This is a genomic window from Parvularcula lutaonensis, assembly GCF_014651915.1.
Taxonomy (GTDB): Bacteria; Pseudomonadota; Alphaproteobacteria; order Caulobacterales; family Parvularculaceae; genus Parvularcula; species Parvularcula lutaonensis.
This window is the reverse complement of sequence record NZ_BMXU01000002.1, coordinates 430,924-445,743: the sequence shown is the minus strand read 5'-3', so window position 1 is coordinate 445,743 and position 14,820 is coordinate 430,924. Positions and strand designations below refer to the sequence as shown.

At 62.6% G+C, this 14,820-nt stretch carries 18 protein-coding genes; 10 read left to right on the top strand and 8 right to left on the bottom strand.

Annotation, left to right across the window (positions count from 1 at the left end; translation table 11 throughout):
* Positions 1-50 precede the first annotated feature (50 nt).
* Positions 51-1,151 (top strand): DUF547 domain-containing protein, encoded by a 1,101-nt coding sequence (locus IE053_RS10455; protein WP_189575714.1) that lies wholly within the window; start codon positions 51-53, stop codon positions 1,149-1,151.
* Between the two features lie 2 nt (positions 1,152-1,153).
* Here the strand turns inward: IE053_RS10455 and IE053_RS10450 are convergent, their stop codons facing one another.
* Positions 1,154-2,152, bottom strand: coding sequence for an adenosine kinase (locus tag IE053_RS10450; protein WP_189575712.1), 999 nt, complete (start codon positions 2,150-2,152; stop codon positions 1,154-1,156).
* On the opposite strand from IE053_RS10450, the gene IE053_RS10445 reads away from it, so the two are divergent.
* The 3 genes from IE053_RS10445 to IE053_RS10435 are packed head-to-tail and all read left to right on the top strand — an operon-like array spanning position 2,151 to position 5,491.
* Positions 2,151-2,564, top strand: a complete 414-nt coding sequence (locus tag IE053_RS10445) for a hypothetical protein (RefSeq protein WP_189575710.1) — start codon at positions 2,151-2,153, stop codon at positions 2,562-2,564. The genes IE053_RS10450 and IE053_RS10445 overlap by 2 nt on opposite strands.
* Positions 2,565-2,624: 60 nt before the next feature.
* A complete protein-coding gene (locus IE053_RS10440; RefSeq protein ID WP_189575708.1) occupies positions 2,625-4,364 on the top strand; it encodes an AmpG family muropeptide MFS transporter in 1,740 nt (579 codons plus the stop codon).
* Complete coding sequence (locus tag IE053_RS10435; protein WP_189575706.1) at positions 4,361-5,491, top strand: AI-2E family transporter; 1,131 nt, start codon at positions 4,361-4,363, stop codon at positions 5,489-5,491. The genes IE053_RS10440 and IE053_RS10435 overlap by 4 nt, the downstream gene beginning before the upstream one ends.
* On the opposite strand, the gene IE053_RS10430 is transcribed toward IE053_RS10435, so the two are convergent.
* Together IE053_RS10430 and IE053_RS10425 are read right to left on the bottom strand one after the other, a co-directional pair.
* Positions 5,488-6,243 carry a WecB/TagA/CpsF family glycosyltransferase gene (locus IE053_RS10430; protein ID WP_189575704.1) on the bottom strand — a complete coding sequence of 252 codons (756 nt, stop codon included), beginning with the start codon at positions 6,241-6,243 and terminating at the stop codon, positions 5,488-5,490. The genes IE053_RS10435 and IE053_RS10430 overlap by 4 nt on opposite strands.
* Entirely contained in the window at positions 6,236-7,144 is a 909-nt protein-coding gene (locus IE053_RS10425; protein WP_189575702.1) for a hydrogen peroxide-inducible genes activator, read from the bottom strand. The genes IE053_RS10430 and IE053_RS10425 overlap by 8 nt, the downstream gene beginning before the upstream one ends.
* A gap of 142 nt (positions 7,145-7,286) precedes the next feature.
* On the opposite strand from IE053_RS10425, the gene IE053_RS10420 reads away from it, so the two are divergent.
* A complete protein-coding gene (locus IE053_RS10420; protein ID WP_189575700.1) occupies positions 7,287-7,832 on the top strand; it encodes a peroxiredoxin in 546 nt (181 codons plus the stop codon).
* Positions 7,833-7,976: 144 nt separating this feature from the next.
* Complete coding sequence (ahpD, locus tag IE053_RS10415; protein WP_189575698.1) at positions 7,977-8,510, top strand: alkylhydroperoxidase, AhpD family; 534 nt, start codon at positions 7,977-7,979, stop codon at positions 8,508-8,510.
* A gap of 18 nt (positions 8,511-8,528) precedes the next feature.
* Here ahpD and IE053_RS10410 read toward each other — a convergent pair whose 3' ends face one another.
* From IE053_RS10410 to IE053_RS10400, 3 genes are read right to left on the bottom strand one after another with little or no spacing between them, the layout of a single operon-like run.
* A complete protein-coding gene (locus IE053_RS10410; protein WP_189575689.1) occupies positions 8,529-9,035 on the bottom strand; it encodes a MotE family protein in 507 nt (168 codons plus the stop codon).
* The gene (locus IE053_RS10405) at positions 9,028-9,570 is read right to left on the bottom strand and encodes a hypothetical protein (protein WP_189575687.1); all 543 of its coding nucleotides are present in this window, start codon (positions 9,568-9,570) and stop codon (positions 9,028-9,030) included. The genes IE053_RS10410 and IE053_RS10405 overlap by 8 nt, the downstream gene beginning before the upstream one ends.
* A gap of 8 nt (positions 9,571-9,578) precedes the next feature.
* The gene (locus IE053_RS10400) at positions 9,579-10,064 is read right to left on the bottom strand and encodes a flagellar basal body-associated FliL family protein (protein WP_189575685.1); all 486 of its coding nucleotides are present in this window, start codon (positions 10,062-10,064) and stop codon (positions 9,579-9,581) included.
* Between the two features lie 101 nt (positions 10,065-10,165).
* Between IE053_RS10400 and fliF the strand changes: the two genes are divergently transcribed.
* The 4 genes from fliF to IE053_RS10380 are packed head-to-tail and all read left to right on the top strand — an operon-like array spanning position 10,166 to position 13,750.
* Complete coding sequence (gene fliF, locus IE053_RS10395; RefSeq protein ID WP_189575683.1) at positions 10,166-11,644, top strand: flagellar basal-body MS-ring/collar protein FliF; 1,479 nt, start codon at positions 10,166-10,168, stop codon at positions 11,642-11,644.
* Positions 11,641-11,925 carry a FliM/FliN family flagellar motor switch protein gene (locus tag IE053_RS10390; RefSeq protein WP_189575681.1) on the top strand — a complete coding sequence of 95 codons (285 nt, stop codon included), beginning with the start codon at positions 11,641-11,643 and terminating at the stop codon, positions 11,923-11,925. The genes fliF and IE053_RS10390 overlap by 4 nt, the downstream gene beginning before the upstream one ends.
* On the top strand, positions 11,922-12,665 hold the full coding sequence (gene fliP, locus IE053_RS10385) for a flagellar type III secretion system pore protein FliP (RefSeq protein ID WP_189575679.1): 744 nt from the start codon (positions 11,922-11,924) through the stop codon (positions 12,663-12,665). The genes IE053_RS10390 and fliP overlap by 4 nt, the downstream gene beginning before the upstream one ends.
* Positions 12,662-13,750: a FliG C-terminal domain-containing protein gene (locus IE053_RS10380; RefSeq protein ID WP_189575677.1), complete on the top strand. Its 1,089-nt coding sequence runs from the start codon at positions 12,662-12,664 to the stop codon at positions 13,748-13,750. Before fliP ends, IE053_RS10380 begins: the two co-directional genes overlap by 4 nt.
* Here the strand turns inward: IE053_RS10380 and IE053_RS10375 are convergent.
* Together IE053_RS10375 and IE053_RS10370 are read right to left on the bottom strand one after the other, a co-directional pair.
* On the bottom strand, positions 13,740-14,069 hold the full coding sequence (locus tag IE053_RS10375; RefSeq protein ID WP_189575675.1) for a hypothetical protein: 330 nt from the start codon (positions 14,067-14,069) through the stop codon (positions 13,740-13,742). The two genes, IE053_RS10380 and IE053_RS10375, sit on opposite strands and share 11 nt — an antisense overlap.
* Entirely contained in the window at positions 14,066-14,707 is a 642-nt protein-coding gene (locus IE053_RS10370) for a hypothetical protein (protein ID WP_189575673.1), read from the bottom strand. The genes IE053_RS10375 and IE053_RS10370 overlap by 4 nt, the downstream gene beginning before the upstream one ends.
* Between the last annotated feature and the right edge of the window lie 113 nt (positions 14,708-14,820).

The following is a 14,820-nucleotide window of genomic DNA, read 5'->3' as shown; positions in this document are numbered from 1 at the left end:
CTTCCAGGGAAAGAGAGGTGGCTGTGCTGCGAGCGAGCTTTGTATCCGCGATGCTTTTGTTGGTCGCTTGTGCGACGGAAGCTCCTTCGCAGAAGGCAGATGAGCGCGATCCGGCATTCGCCGTCTTCACGCCCGCGCCAAAGAACACCTCGGACCTCGACTATGCAATCGTCGATGAATTCCTGACCGCTTATGTCGTCGAGACCGGACGCTCCTTGCGGATCCGGGCACCGTCAGTAGACACGCCGACGGGCACAAGGGTGCGCTATGGCCACACGTCTCCCTTGCGTCTTGAAGGAAACAAGATCCTGTTTTCGGAATTTCTTCCGACCACGAAGCACAATGTCGCCGACTGGGTAGAGAGCCTCGTGGAGATCGGCAATACGCGCGACCTGACCGCACTGCCGCGCAACGAGCAGCTTGCCTACTGGTTCAACCTGCACAACCTGCTCGTCATCCGTGAGATCGCACGGACCTACCCCGTTCGTTATCCTTCCCGGATCGAGCCTCTGGGTGATGGTGCCAGTTTGCACGACGCAAAGCTGGTGACGATCAAGGGGGTACCATTGTCGCTGAGGGACATCCGCACAAGGATTGTCTACACCAACTGGTCAGACCCCCGCGTGATCTATGGCTTCTTCCACGGCGACCTCGGTAGCCCGAACATCCGGCGCGAGGCGTGGAAGGGCGCGACCATGTCTGCTGACCTCACCGACAATGCGAAGGAATTCGTCAACTCGCTGAGGGGAGTGCAGAACACCTTCGGTCCGACACTGGTCTCACGCCACTACGCCGAGGCACGGCCCTATCTCTTCCCTGACTGGCCCGAAGACCTGCGCGACCACCTCCTCGCCTATGCCGAGGAGGAGGTGGCGGCGATTGTGCGGACAACGGAGGAGTTCGGATTTGCCGAGTATGAAGACCGGGTTGCCGACCTCATGGGCGGCATGAACGGCCCGGTGGTCGAACCGCTGACGGACAATCTCGATGGCCTGGGCTTCGGACCGCCGGGGCAGCAATTCCAGAAGCAGTCGATGTACCGGGAGTACAGGGAAAAGCAGATCCAGCTCATCCGGAAGTTGCGTCGCCGGGGCGCGACAGTCACGATCGTCGATGAACGGACCACCGACCCCGGCGAGGAAGTTCAGTAGGCTTACGCGACGAACCCGTGCTCCTCGGCCAGCTCGCGGAGGTTCTTCTCCGGGCGTGCGCCGTAGTGGCTGATCACTTCCGAAGCCGCCAGAGAGCCCAGCCTCCCGCACTCTTTCAGAGGCATGCACTTGGTGAAGCCGTAGAGCCAGCCCGCCGCATACGCGTCGCCCGCGCCGGTCGTGTCGACCAGTTGCTCCGGAGCGATGGCGTCGACCTTCTCGATCTCGCCTTCAGGGCCAAAGACGTAGGAGCCATCGCCGCTCATCGTCACGACGCCCCACTTCGACAATTCGCGCATGGCCTGCGCCGCTTCGAGCGGGTCGGACTTTCCGGTGAGCTCGATGGCTTCGTCCTTGTTGGCGAAGACGATGTCGATCTTCTCGCTGATGAACTGGCGTAGCGGTTCGAGGTGGCGCTGGACCATGCCGCTGTCCGCCAGTGTGATAGCCGTGAAGCGGCCTGAATCCTTGGCGCGGTTCGCGGCTTCGACACAGGTGGCACGGCTCGCTTCAGTTTCGAAGTGATAGCCTTCGATGAAGAAGACCTGCGCCTCCTCCACGTCACCGGGCTGGAGGTCTTCGATGCGAATGTCGCCGGCGACGCCGAGAAAGGTCTGCATGGAACGCTCGGCGTCCGGGGTGACAGCGATCAGGCAGCGACCGGTCGGCGTATCGCCCTTGCGCGCTGGCGTATCGAACTTGACCCCGACCGAGCGCATTGATTCGCGGTAGGTGGTCCCAAGCTCGTCATCGGCGACAGTGCCGATGAAGCGCGCGGAGCCGCCGAGGCTCGCAATGCACGCCAGCGAGTTGCCGGCCGATCCGCCAGCGACCCTGTGCGTCGTCGCGCCGAACGCATCGGTGAGCATCGCCGCGCGATCTGCATCGATCAGCGCCATGCCCCCGCGAATGATGTCATACCTGTCGATAAACGCGTCATCGACCTCGCCGAGGACATCGACTATCGCATTACCAAGTGCAGCGACCTGGACTTCGCCCATGATGGATTCCCTGTTTCGAAACCCGCGGATTAACGGCGGAGCATGGCTCCTGTCCATGGCCCTCGTCCTTACGGCCTGTGCAGGCTCGGGGCGCGATGCGGGCGGCTCGGATCCCCTGGGCGCGCTCATCGGCAGGGAGACAGGGCAGCAAGGCTCGTCCGCGGGCCTGCGGCCGGGTCCGGACGCTTCGACCTTTATCGGTCGGGAAGTCGCGCAGCTCGAGGCCCTTGTGGGTCGCCCGGCCCTCATCCGCCGCGAGGGGCTTAACGAATTCCGCCGCTATGACCTTCCCCGTTGCCGCGTCATCGCCATCGTCGCCCCGGCAGGCGGCATGGTGCAGACCCTGACCACCGGCCCGCTGGTTTCAGGCGATGCGCCGCCCAGCTTCCCCAGTTGCACTGCCGGGCTTTGACGGCCCGGCTCTCTCCAGATTTTTAAACAGCGCGAAGCCAAGCCGGGCTAGGTTTCCGGGATGAGCGAAACCCAGGCAGCCGCAGCCCCCGCCGAACATCCCGACAAGGGTTGGTTCTGGCGCACCGTTCGCCCCTACACGAAGCCCGAAATGGCGGCGATGCTGATGCTCGGCTTCGCCTCGGGCTTGCCGCTTTATCTCGTCTACCAGAAAACCGCGTTCTGGCTGCGCGAGGAGGGGGTCGAGCTATCGACCATTGGGTACTTCTACTGGCTGGGGCTCTTCTATTCCTTCAAATTCGTCTGGGCGCCGATCATCGACAGGTTGCGCCTGGGACCGCTCACCGATCGGCTGGGCCACAGGCGGTCATGGATGGTGACGTCGATCCTCGGAACAGTCCTCGGACTCATCCTTATAGGCACCAGTGACCCGTCCGAGGGCCTGACCCAGACTGTCCTCGGTGCGATGCTGCTCGCCTTCTCGGGCGCAACGCTGGACGTCTCGATCGACGCATGGCGGATCGAAAGCGCGCCGTCCGAAGCGCAGGCCAGCATGGCCGCCTCCTACTCGCTCGGATACCGCGGTGCCCTGATCTTCTCGGGCCTTGCACTCGTCATAGCAGGGATTGCATCGTGGCTCGTCAGTTACCTGGTCATGGCCGCAGCCATGGGCCTCACCGCGGCGCTGGTTCTCATCATCCGTGAGCCGAAGTCCATCAAGAAAACGGTCCGGCTCGGCGAGCTGCCGCTTTTTGCAGGCCCGCCACAGGCCGTTGCAGTCGCGCTTGGGCTCTTCGCGGTCGCCAAGGTGCTCGCGTGGATGAATGCATGGGACATTCTCATCAACGCAGTGGCGTTCACCGCCCTCGCAGGACTCGCGCTCGGGCGCTCCGTTTTCAAGGGCACCAGAACGCCACTTGCGTGGCGCGCGCTCATCGCGGGACTTGGCGTTCTCACGGTTTATTCTGGGCCTGTCCTGGAGGGCCTCGGCGTGCTGCCTGAGAACGAGCAGTTCGCCAAGCTGGTCGTCGTCCTGCTGACAGTCGCGGCGATCATCGGGCTTGCCTGTGCGGTCGTCGGTGCCTCGCGGTCGGCCGGTGGCCAGCTCTCACTGACTGACGAAGGCATTCCGCGGGGACGTGTCTTCGTCCTCTATGCCACGCCGTTCCTTCAGATCTGGGACAGGTTCGGAAAGGTGCTGATCCCGATCTTCATCCTTGTCCTGATCTACAGGCTTTCCGATTTCACCATGGGCGTGATGGCGGTGCCGCTCTACGCCGATCTTGGCTTCGAGAAGGCTGTGGTGGGCGGCATCCAGTCGGTGCCAGGCGTGATCGCGACCTTCTTTGGACTGTTCCTCGGCGGCGTCGCGGCGACAGCCTTTGGCCTGACCCGCAGCCTCGTCCTTGGCGCTGTCCTGACCCTCGTCACCAATGGTGCCTACGCCTGGTTCGCAGGGGTGGCGACGTCGGAAGATGTCGATCTTCTTCTTTATGCGATCTGTGCGGACAATATCGCTGGCGGCTTCGTCACGACGGTCTTCATCGCCTATCTCTCGAGCCTCGTGGATCCCGCCAATGCAGCGACGCAGTACGCATTGTTCAGCTCTGTCTACGCCATTCTCAACAAGTTCGTGGCAGGCTTCTCGGGCATGATGGTCGAGGCGCTTGGCTGGGTGAATTTCTTCCTTCTCACCGCAAGCTACGCCATCCCCGCAGGACTGCTCGTGATCCTCGTCGCGCATCTCCAAAAACGCTATCCGCCCAAGGAGATCGTTGCGCCGGAGCCTGAGACCGCATGACCACCCCCGTCGTCGGAAGCGTCGAGACCGGCGCAAAGCCGCGCCGTTCCCTGCCTGCGCTGTTCAACGGCGCAGGGCTGTTCGTCATGGTCGGTTTTGTCCTCTGGATCGGGCAGGGCGTCCTGATCCCCCTGGTCATTGCTGCTTTCCTCAGCTTCCTGATCGTTACCGTGAAGAGGCGCATCGAACGCCTCCCGGTGCTCGGCGCACTGCTGCCGGAAGGCGCAGCTTTCACACTGGCCTTCGCCGCGATCGTGTTCGTGCTTTTCGTGCTGGTTGCAATCATCAGGACCAATATCGAGGCGGTCATCGCGGCAGCACCGAGCTACAATGCCCGCCTGGTCGAGATCTGGTCGGGGTTCAACGCCTATGCGATGAGCCTGCCTGGCATCGGCCCGGATCTCGAAAGCGCCCTCGACACTCTGCAGGATAACGCAATAGCGGTCGTCCAGGGCTATCTCGGCAATTTCGCTTCGATTGCGAGCGGTGCAATCGGCAGCCTGGTCACCGTTCTCCTCTACACGGCTTTTATGCTGGTCGAGCGGGGGCAGTTCATGAAGAAAGTCACGCGGATCGCAGGCCCGCACGGTGCCGAACGCCTGGTCTCGGATGTCATTGACGATATCGGCCGCCTCGTCCGCGAATATATCTCCGTGAAGACGCTCACAAGTCTGATGGTCGCGATGATCTCCTTCATCATCATGACCTTCTTGAGCATCGACTTTGCAGGTTTCTGGGCGCTACTGATCTTTGCGCTCAACTTCATCCCGGTCATCGGTTCGATCATTGCCGTGATGCTGCCGACTGTCCTGGCGCTGGTGCAGCCAGGTGGCGGGGTGACCTTGTTCATCCTCACTGGTGTGCTGCTCACCACGGCACAGCAGGTCGTCGGCAGCCTGATCGAGCCCAGGATGATGGGGCGGTCGCTGAACCTCTCGCCGCTTGTCATCCTCCTCAGCCTTGCAAGCTGGGGCTCCCTATGGGGGATTGCCGGGATGTTCCTCTGCGTACCGATGACGGTCGCGATGATGATCATCCTGGCGCAATTTGACGCGACCCGCCCCGTGGCCATCCTTCTCTCGGACGATGGCGAGGTCGAACCGCTCAAGCGCGGCGAGAGCCGCTAGGCGTCCCGGCGCTCACCCAGCGCCGCCAGGGTCAGGCCGGGAAGCGCCGCGAAGTTGCTGAGATAGCGCGACCGCACGGCAGGTTCCTTCACCGCCCGGTATGCCCACTCAAAGCCGGTTCTTGAGAGGATCTTCGGCGCGGGGACCGTATCGCCGGAGACGTGCCTGACCACCGCGCCGAGATGGGCCAGGACCGGAGCGTTGAGCCTGTCGAGATTGCGCTCGATCCACGCTTGGGCCTTCACGGCACCGAGGGCGAGGACGAGCATGTCCGCCTCCATGGCATTCAGGGCTTCGATATGGCGGTCAGCACTCAGGTCATCGACTGATCCATGACCCGGATTGTACCCTCCCGCACCGATCAGCGGCGTCTCGGACCGGTTGAGAGCCTCAGATGCCCTGACGGCTTCGTCATTCTCCGCCCCGAAGAAGCCGATCCGCAAAGCGCCGCCTTCGCCGGCCATCAGTCGCTCGAAGATCTCGACCCCCGTCACCCGGTGAGGGAGAGGCTTCCCGGCGAGTCGGGAGAGAATCATCACCGGGGCACCATCACAGGTGACCAGGTCCGAATTCATCAGTGTTCGCCTGAAATCCTCATTGGCCCGCGCCAACACGACCCAGTCGAGATTGGCGGTGGAGATCCACAGCCTATCTTTCCTCGCGGCAGCTTCGGCGATCCGTTCACAGATGGCCTCGCCCGACAGGTGGTCGAAGGGGATGCCCAGCAGCTCCGTCGTTTTCCTGTCAGTCACGGGACACCGCCTCGCTCAACACCGGGGCCAAGGCCTCCGCTTCCGCCGCCCTACGCTCTGACCGGCGCCAGGCAAGTCCGAGATCCCGCGAAGGGACAGAACCGTCGGGATCGCGGATCGGCACGATGGCCAGCCCTTCGGCCAAACCCTGGTCGAGGGCGAGTTTCGGGAGCAGGGTGATGCCAAGCCCCGACTTCACCATCTGGACAAGCGTGAAAAGAGAGGTCGCTGCAAATGCGCCCCCTGCCTGCCGCTCGGGCAACCTGCAGGCGGACAGCGCGTGGTCGCGCAGGCAATGGCCATCTTCGAGCAGCATCAGCGGCTCTCCCAAAAGTTCATTCGTCACCACCTTCTCACGGTCCGCAAGCGGATGGTCTTTCCTGCAGACGAGGTAGAACGGATCCTCGGCAAAGACGCGGCAGTCGAGCCCCTCGCTTTCCACCGGCAGGGCCAGGACGGCCGTATCCAGCTGCTCGGTGCGAAGGAGCTCCACCAGGTTCGCTGTCAGATCTTCGCGCAGGAAGAGTTTCAACGCCGGAAACGCTTTTTCGATCGCGGGCATCGCATCGGGAAGGAGGAACGGCCCGATCGTCGGGATCAGCCCGAAGCGATAGTCTCCCTCCAGCAGTGGCTTCGTGGTGGAGGCGGCGCGGACCAGCTCACGGGCATCGGCAAGAAGGTCTTCTGCCTTGCGGCGCACCGCCTCCCCGGCCTGGGTCAGGGCAAAGCCTTTGGCCGAGCGATCGACCAGCGTGGTTTCGAGGGTCGCCTCCAGTTCCTTGATCCCCGAGGACAAGGTGGACTGCGAGACGAAACACGCCTCTGCGGCCCGGCTGAAGCTCCCGGTGCGGCAGAGTGCCTCGAAAAACTGGAGTTGGCGAAGGGTCGGCAGGTGCTGCATGCGCTATCGATAATTCCGATGAAGTGGGACAGCAATATCAATTTGCCTCTCGCCCCCGCTTGGACCATTTCATGGCCACGGGTCGGCGCAGCGTCGGCCCCGAAACGAACGCAATCAAAGCGCAATCATAATGGAGACCCGAATGCTCGGTGTTGGTGACCGCATCCCTGACTTCAAAGTCGTCGGCGTGAAGCCGAAATTCATGCATCACGAAGAAAACGGTGAGAGCGCCTTCGAGGACATCACCCAGGACAGCTTCCCGGGTAAGTGGAAAGTCATCTACTTCTACCCGAAAGACTTCACCTTCGTGTGCCCGACCGAGATTGCCGAGTTCGGCCGTCTGGCGAAGGAATTCGAAGACCGTGACGCAGTGGTGATGGGCGGCTCATCGGATAACGAATTCGTCAAGCTCGCATGGCGCCGTGACCACCCGGACCTCGCAGAGCACCCGGCCTATCAGTTTGCCGACACCACTGGCAGCCTGATCGATGGCCTCGGCATCCGCTCGGAGGAAGGCGTTGCCCTTCGCGCGACGTTCATCGTCGACCCGCATGGCATCATCAACCATGTCTATGTGAATAATCTCAATGTCGGACGGAACCCGCAGGACACTCTGCGCGTTCTCGATGCACTTCAGACGGACGAGCTCTGTCCCTGCAACCGCCCTGTCGGCGGTGAGACGCTCTAACCCTCTGAAGCCATAGACCGGTTCGCACCTGCCCTGCCCCTTAGCGAGCCCGGTTCTGAGCGCTGGCCCGGATACCTTCCCCCCTGCCCTGATGTCCGGGCCAGCGCTGCCCCCCTCTCACACACGTTTTCCTGGAGGTGACACATGTCGCTCGAAGCCCTGCGTGAGCAGCTCCCTGACTACGCCAAAGACATCAAACTCAATCTCGGCAATCTCGCCAGCGAAGACATCCTTGACGAGCAAAAGCGCTGGGGTACGTTCCTGTCCTGCGCCATCACGGGCCGGAGTCCGGACGTGATCAAGGCTATCGCGGCCGAGGCCGAATCCAGGCTCTCGCCCGAGGCGGTCCGCGCCGCAAAGGCCGCTGCCGGCATCATGGCCATGAACAACGTCTTCTACCGCTTCGGTCACGAAGCCGGGAACGAAGTTTACAAGACCATGCCCGCAAAGCTCCGTATGACGATCATTGGTAATCCCGGAGTTGACAAGGTCGATTTTGAGCTCTGGTCGCTCGCTGTTTCCTCGATCAACGGCTGCTTCATGTGCGTCGATTCCCATGAAGCGATCGTGCGCAAGGCAGGCGTGACATCGGAACAAATCCAGGCAGCCGTCCGGATCGCAGCGGTGGTTCAGGCCGCGAGCACCATCATCGAGGGTGAGAAGGCCCTTGCCGGCTGACGGTTCAGGCCCTCCCGCCTAGCGGCCTTCGGCGCCGTTCGCTCCGGAGGCCATGATGCCGGTAGGCGACACCGGCTCGGCGAGCGCACGCGCGAGGCGCGCGGATCCCTCGTCCGATGTTTCCGCAAGGATCATGCCCGCCGTCGCCGGAGGAAGTTCGGACAAGACAGCCGCGGCCTCGCTGACCGGGAGAGCTTCGAGAAAGCGCGCGGCCTTGTGGGGAGGCATGGAAGCCGCCATCGACCGGATTTTCCGGCGCTGTGCAGCATCCGCTTCCGAAGGCCCGTCCTTTTCCGTGACGCGAGGCTGTGTGACACGGGCAGGCGCCGCAAGGGTTACTCTGCCAGATCGATCCTCTGTAGGCCGACCTTCGGGAGAGGGATCAATCTTTATTTCGACATAGGGTTCGCTCGCCGCAGGCTTACCCATCAGAATACCTGCCATTCGCAGGGGTCCGCCGAGGTGACTCACCGCAGCCACGATGAAGAGCGCCGCGATAATAGCGAGGATATCCGGCCTATTCACCGACAGCCCTCAGGAACGGGTTATTGGAAAGCGAGCCGGTGGCGGACGCAGCGTCAGGGGCCGTGCGCAGGTTCAACCCGCTATCCACCGGGCTTTCCTCGCCATGCAGGCGACGGAGCCTGGTCGCCACCTCCAGCGCCTTCGTCAGGGCGTGGATTTCCATTTCAGCCTTGTGGACCAGAGGCGTGAGTGCCTGTTCCGTGAGCTGACGGGCTTCGGTGCAGCGCCGCATGTGTTGCCCCATCTGCCCCTCGATCGCATCGAGCAGATCATCCACCTCCTGGCGTTTGACCTGGAGATCACCATAGCGGGCATCGAGAGCGGCTAGGCTTTCCTTCACCTGGTCCCGGATCTCCGCTGCCGCGCTCTGGGAGAGCCTGGTCGCCTCTGTCAGGCGCTTGATCGCCTCTCCCACGCCGCGATCGGCGCGCTGGAACCGCTTGAGCTGCTGGTGGAGGCGCAGGCAATAGAGCGCCGCGCCGAGAGACGCCATGACAAGAATTGCGTCCGTGTAAAGAGCGAAGTTCTGTTCCATCACCAACCTCAAAGAACAATAAATTCGGTAATCAGCACGCCGCGGTAGGCATCGCCGAGGACATCCTGGGCCCGGGATTCAAGGGCCGAGCGGATCATCGGGAGACCCTCGGTCGACCGGAGCGCGGCCGCGTCGATGACCCGCATCGCCGCGATGAAATCGTTGCGCAGAACAGGCTTCAACTGCTCCGCTGTGTCAGGATCCACCGTCATCACCGCCACGCCAATGTTGAGCCTGGGCAGGGCCGGGCGGATGTCCCGACTATCAGCCAGTGAGACGACGAAGACGTCGAGGTTGACGATCGCGACCTGTTCTTTCGCTTCCGCCTCGACAATCACCTCTTCACCGGCTGGCTCGCCGCCTGCGATCATGCCGGGAACGTCGAAGTAAAACGCCGCTCCCGCCGCCGCAGCAACGAGCGGAAGGCCGAACAGGAGCGGCTTCATCAAGCCTCCGCCTTTTTTGGGTTCGTCGATTTCGGCCTCTTCGGACATGGCAACCTCACCTGTTCACCATGCCGGTATTGCAACCATAGGTAAACACTCTCTTAAGAATTTGGTGACCATATCCACCTCAGGTTGAAGGTGCTCAGGGTATGGATACTCTCCTCGAACGATTCAAAGGCTGGACTCTCCGCCAACGAATTATCGCCATTGCCGGGGCAAGCGTCGCGCTGGTCCTGGTTGCTGTCATGGTGCGCATGGTCAGCAAGCCGGACATGGCTCTCCTCTACGCAGGCCTTGACGACGCGGCGGCCGGTGACATTGTCGCCGCGCTCGACGCTGCGGGGACAAACTACGATGTCAGGAATGGCAGCATCTACGTGCCCGCCAAGGACCGCGACCGCCTTCGTCTGACGCTCGCCCAGCAGAGCCTGCCCGCCCCGGCGAACGAAGGCTACGAACTCCTCGACAGTCTCGATGGCTTTTCCACGACCTCCGAGATGTTCTCCGCAACCTACTGGCGCGCCAAGGAGGGCGAGATCGCCCGCACACTGATGACTATTCCCGGCGTCAAGGCCGCGCGCGTTCATATCGGCACACCCCAGCGCGGGGCTTTCGGCCGCCGTGATGACAACAGGACGGCATCTGTCACCCTCACCGCGCCCGGCGGCCTTTCAGACGGGCAGGTGAGGGCCATCCGCTACCTCACGGCTCTCGCTGTGCCGAAACTTGCCGCGAGCGATGTCGCAGTGATCGACGTGGCCCGCGGCCTTCTAACTACGGATGATGCCGAGGTCGCTTCTGGCTCGGATCGCCGCGCCGACGAGCTCGAGCGGAGCCTCCTTGCCCTCCTGGAAGCCCGTGTCGGACCAGGCAATGCACGGGTGAGCGTAGCCATGGACATCATCAGGCGGCGCGAAGAGATCGAAGAACGCGCCTATGACCCCGACAGCGCCGTCGTGACTGCGCGCAGTCGCGAGGAAGCGCGCAGTACCGACGAAAACCGCAATGGCCCGGTCACCGTCGCATCCGACCTGCCCGAGGACGTTGTGGAACCCGAAACCAAGGCATCGGTGGACCAGGAACTCCGCGAGGAGGTCGCCTTCGCCGTGAGCTCCACGGATCGGCGCATCGAGCTCATGCCTGGCGGTATTGAGCGCCTGTCGGTCGCAGTCCTCATCAACCAGCCCGTGGACGAAAACGGCGAACCGCTTCCACGCTCTGCGGAGGAAGTCGATGCCCTGAGAGCATTGGTTGAAGCTGCTGCCGGGATCAACGAACAGCGGGGCGATACTCTGACCGTCCGTTCACTCCCTTTCGAGGCTCCTGTTCTGGACGAACCCGTCGAAGCCCCCGGAATGCTCGCACAGTTGCCGGTCTCCCGCATGGTGGAAATCGGCGCGGCCAGCCTGACCCTCCTCGCCTTCGGCCTGTTCGTCCTGAAGCCGATCATGACGAAACCCGGAGGATCCGCATCTGCTGAGATCATCGCTGGCGAGCTGGACTTCGAGAGGCCCTCCTCGGCCGAGCAGGACCCGCTCCTTCTCCTCCGTAGTCGGAGCGCTGAGCGGCCCGATGCTGCAGCCACCCTTCTCAATGCCTGGCTCGACGACAAGGAGGAAGCCGCATGACTGCTGAACCGAACCCCGCTCCCGAAACCCCTGCACTCCCGGAGAACATCTCCAGCCTCAAGATTGAGCTTTCGGTCCGGGTAGGGACGAGCGTCATGTCCCTCCGTGACCTGACGTCGCTGTCGGAAGGTGCCGTGGTCGCCCTTCGGGAAAGTGCGGATCGTCCGCTGGAGCTCTGCGCCAATGGCCACGTCATTGCCCGAGGCGAACTGGAAGAGGCCGAGAATGGCGAGGGCTTGAGACTGAGGATCACTGAAACGAAAGGGTTTCCGAGACAATGAGGTGGTTCCTGCCGATCATTCTCGCGTTACTCGCTGTCGGGACAGCAAACGCGCAGGAAGCGAGCCAGCCAGTGGCATCCGAGGTCGAAGCGTTCATTGAAGACAGCCGGTCGCTGAGGCAGACGCTGATCCCGACTGTAGCCCTGGTGACGCTGCTGTCGGTCGCGCCGGGCATCGCCATGATGATCACATGCTTCCCGTTTATCGCGATCATCTTTTCCTTCCTGCGTCAGGCGCTGGGTTTGCAGACGGCGCCGCCCGCCATGATGATGACCAGCCTCGCTATTTTCCTGACCTATTTCATCATGGAGCCAGTCTTTTCCGACGCATGGACCACCGCGGTGAAACCCGCGCTCGACGGGGAGCTGAACGAGATGGACGCCGCCGGCATTGCTATTGTTCCGTTTAGGGATTTCATGGAAACGCGCGTATCCGAGGACACGCTCTTCCGACTGGCTGATGCGGTCGAACGCCCCATAGCAGACGTTCCTTCTGCTGATCTTTCCCTGCTCATCCCGTCCTTCATGTTGTCGGAGATCACGCGGGCCTTTCAGATCGGGTTCGCCATCTTCCTTCCGTTCCTGGTGATCGACCTCGTCGTTGCATCGGTGCTGATGGCAATGGGGATGATGATGGTACCGCCCGCCGTTGTCGCCCTGCCCTTCAAGCTTGCCTTCTTCGTTTTGGCTGATGGCTGGGTGAACATCACTGAGGCATTGTTGAGAGGATACCTGCCATGAGCGAGACATCCCTTCCTGCCGAGCCCCAGCGAAGCGCTGTTCCCGGCACCATTCTACGCGGACCGGAGCGCGCCGCCGTCATCCTGTCGCTGCTCGAGCCGGAAGTGGCGCGCGGACTGGCCGCCCATTTCGATGAGGGACGTATCGAGCGCGCTGTGGCGACGTTCGAAAGCCTGGGCATGGTGGCCAAGCGCGATCTCCTCGAAACCGTTGCGCAGTTCATAGCCGCACTTGATGGACCTGTCCCGGTGGTGGCTGGTGGCCAGAAGAAAGCCCGCGCCCTCGCAAACGCCCTGACCGCGGCCAATGAGGACGATCCGCAGGCAAAGCAACTCGACAAGCCGGAGCTCGAAGGTTCCCTGGCCGATGCTTCCGACGCCGAGGCCGTGTGGCAACATGTCCGGCAGCTCTCGCCAGAGCAGCTCGCGGCGCTGCTCAAGGGGGAGCGGCCTGCCCTTCTCGCTGCGGTCCTGCAGCGCGTCAGCCGCCTCGCCGCTGGCACGGTTCTCGAGACGCTTGATCCTGCTGTCGCCACGGAGGTCGTCCGCCTGATCATTGACGGCAGGACACCCGCCCCGCGGACATATGACGCCATCGCCCATGTCCTGAAACGACAGGCCGACAGGATCACGGGTCCTGTGGAGGAAGCACGCGACGCAACGCGGGAGCTGGCCGAAGCGTTCAACACCATGCCCGCAGCGGCGCAGGATGCGATCCTCCAGCCTTTGCGCCAGGACCTGCCAGACCTGACCCAGAAGCTCGAGAACCGCCTCCTGCGCTTTGCCATCCTGCAGGAACGCCTGCCAAAAACCGTCGTGCCGACCATCTTCCGCGAAATCGACGACAAGGTCATCGACAAGGCGCTCAAACATGCCTTGCAACACCATCCGGATACAGCGGAGTTCCTGCTGGCCAGCATCTCCCAACGTCTCGCCGAGCAGATCAGGGAGCGCGTCGAGGAACTGCCGCCAGTCCCGCCCGCTGAGGGCGAAGCAGCGCAGACCGAGATCATGCGTACACTTATCAGGTGGGCGGAGGAGGATCGCTTCACCTTCAAACCGCCTCCCGACGAAGCTATGGAATGACCACCCGGACGAGGCGAGCCTGGCCGATCACGCCGTCGAAGTGGTTGTCTGCCGAATCGCGGAGGCTGAAGGTGAGATTCTTCCGGGCTGCCCTTGTCGCCCCGACGGTCATCCCACTCGGTTGGCCTCGGGCCAATCGATTCGTACAAGGATCGGTTACCCAGGCATGGAGACCGTAATGGGTGATCGGCAAGGAACCATCCGGTGACAAGGGGACCGAGAAATCAACTTCCGTATGCCTGAAGCGACGAGACAACTGGTTGATCTTGGGAAGATCTGCCGAAGCGGCGATCGCGACCAAGGACTTGGCGTACTTCATGCCGTTGGCTCCGTCCTTGACTGGGTCCACGCCTCGATGTCGTCCCGCAGGACCGCAGGCGCGTCTGTCGTCGAAAACATGACAAGGCCGAAGAGCGCCCCATCGATCTTCTTGTTCGGGCTCACCCGCTGGTCACCGATCACAAGCTTCGTCGTCCGTGTCGGGACGGGTGCTGCCAGGGCTTTCTGCTTCGATGCACCACCTGCAACGGAGAGGTGCTGGTGGGTAAGCGAGCAGCGAACCGTCAGACTGGCATTATCAGACGGCGCCGAGGAGCTCAGGAAGCTGCTCGAGCCGTTGGTCATCGGGGTGTACATGGACCAATTCGGGTTCGATCGGGCGAAATAACCCATGGACGGTTGCCCGCTGTCCATGGCACCCAGCATCACGCCGTTGCCAAAGCGCTGCATACCTACAAAAATCGAGAACTCCGGTCCCATTGGCAACGGGTCCGTCACCAGCGTGTCGTCTACGCCGTCAAAACGCAGTCCGACCTGGCCACCGATAACCTCGAGCCGCGGTCGCGCCGCATCGCTTCCGGCCCGCGCATCGAGGCCGTTTCCAGAAAGGTCGCGGATCAGTCCGACCACGTCACCGACTTGCGGCGAGGGCCCGGATCCGTCGCGCGCAATCGACATGGAGGAGAGATCTGAAGGGTCGTACCAGACGCCCGTCTCGCCATTCTGGAAGAACGGATTTGGGGGAGGCGGGGGTGGAGCGGCAGTTGGCAGGCCTCGGCCAGCGCTGAACC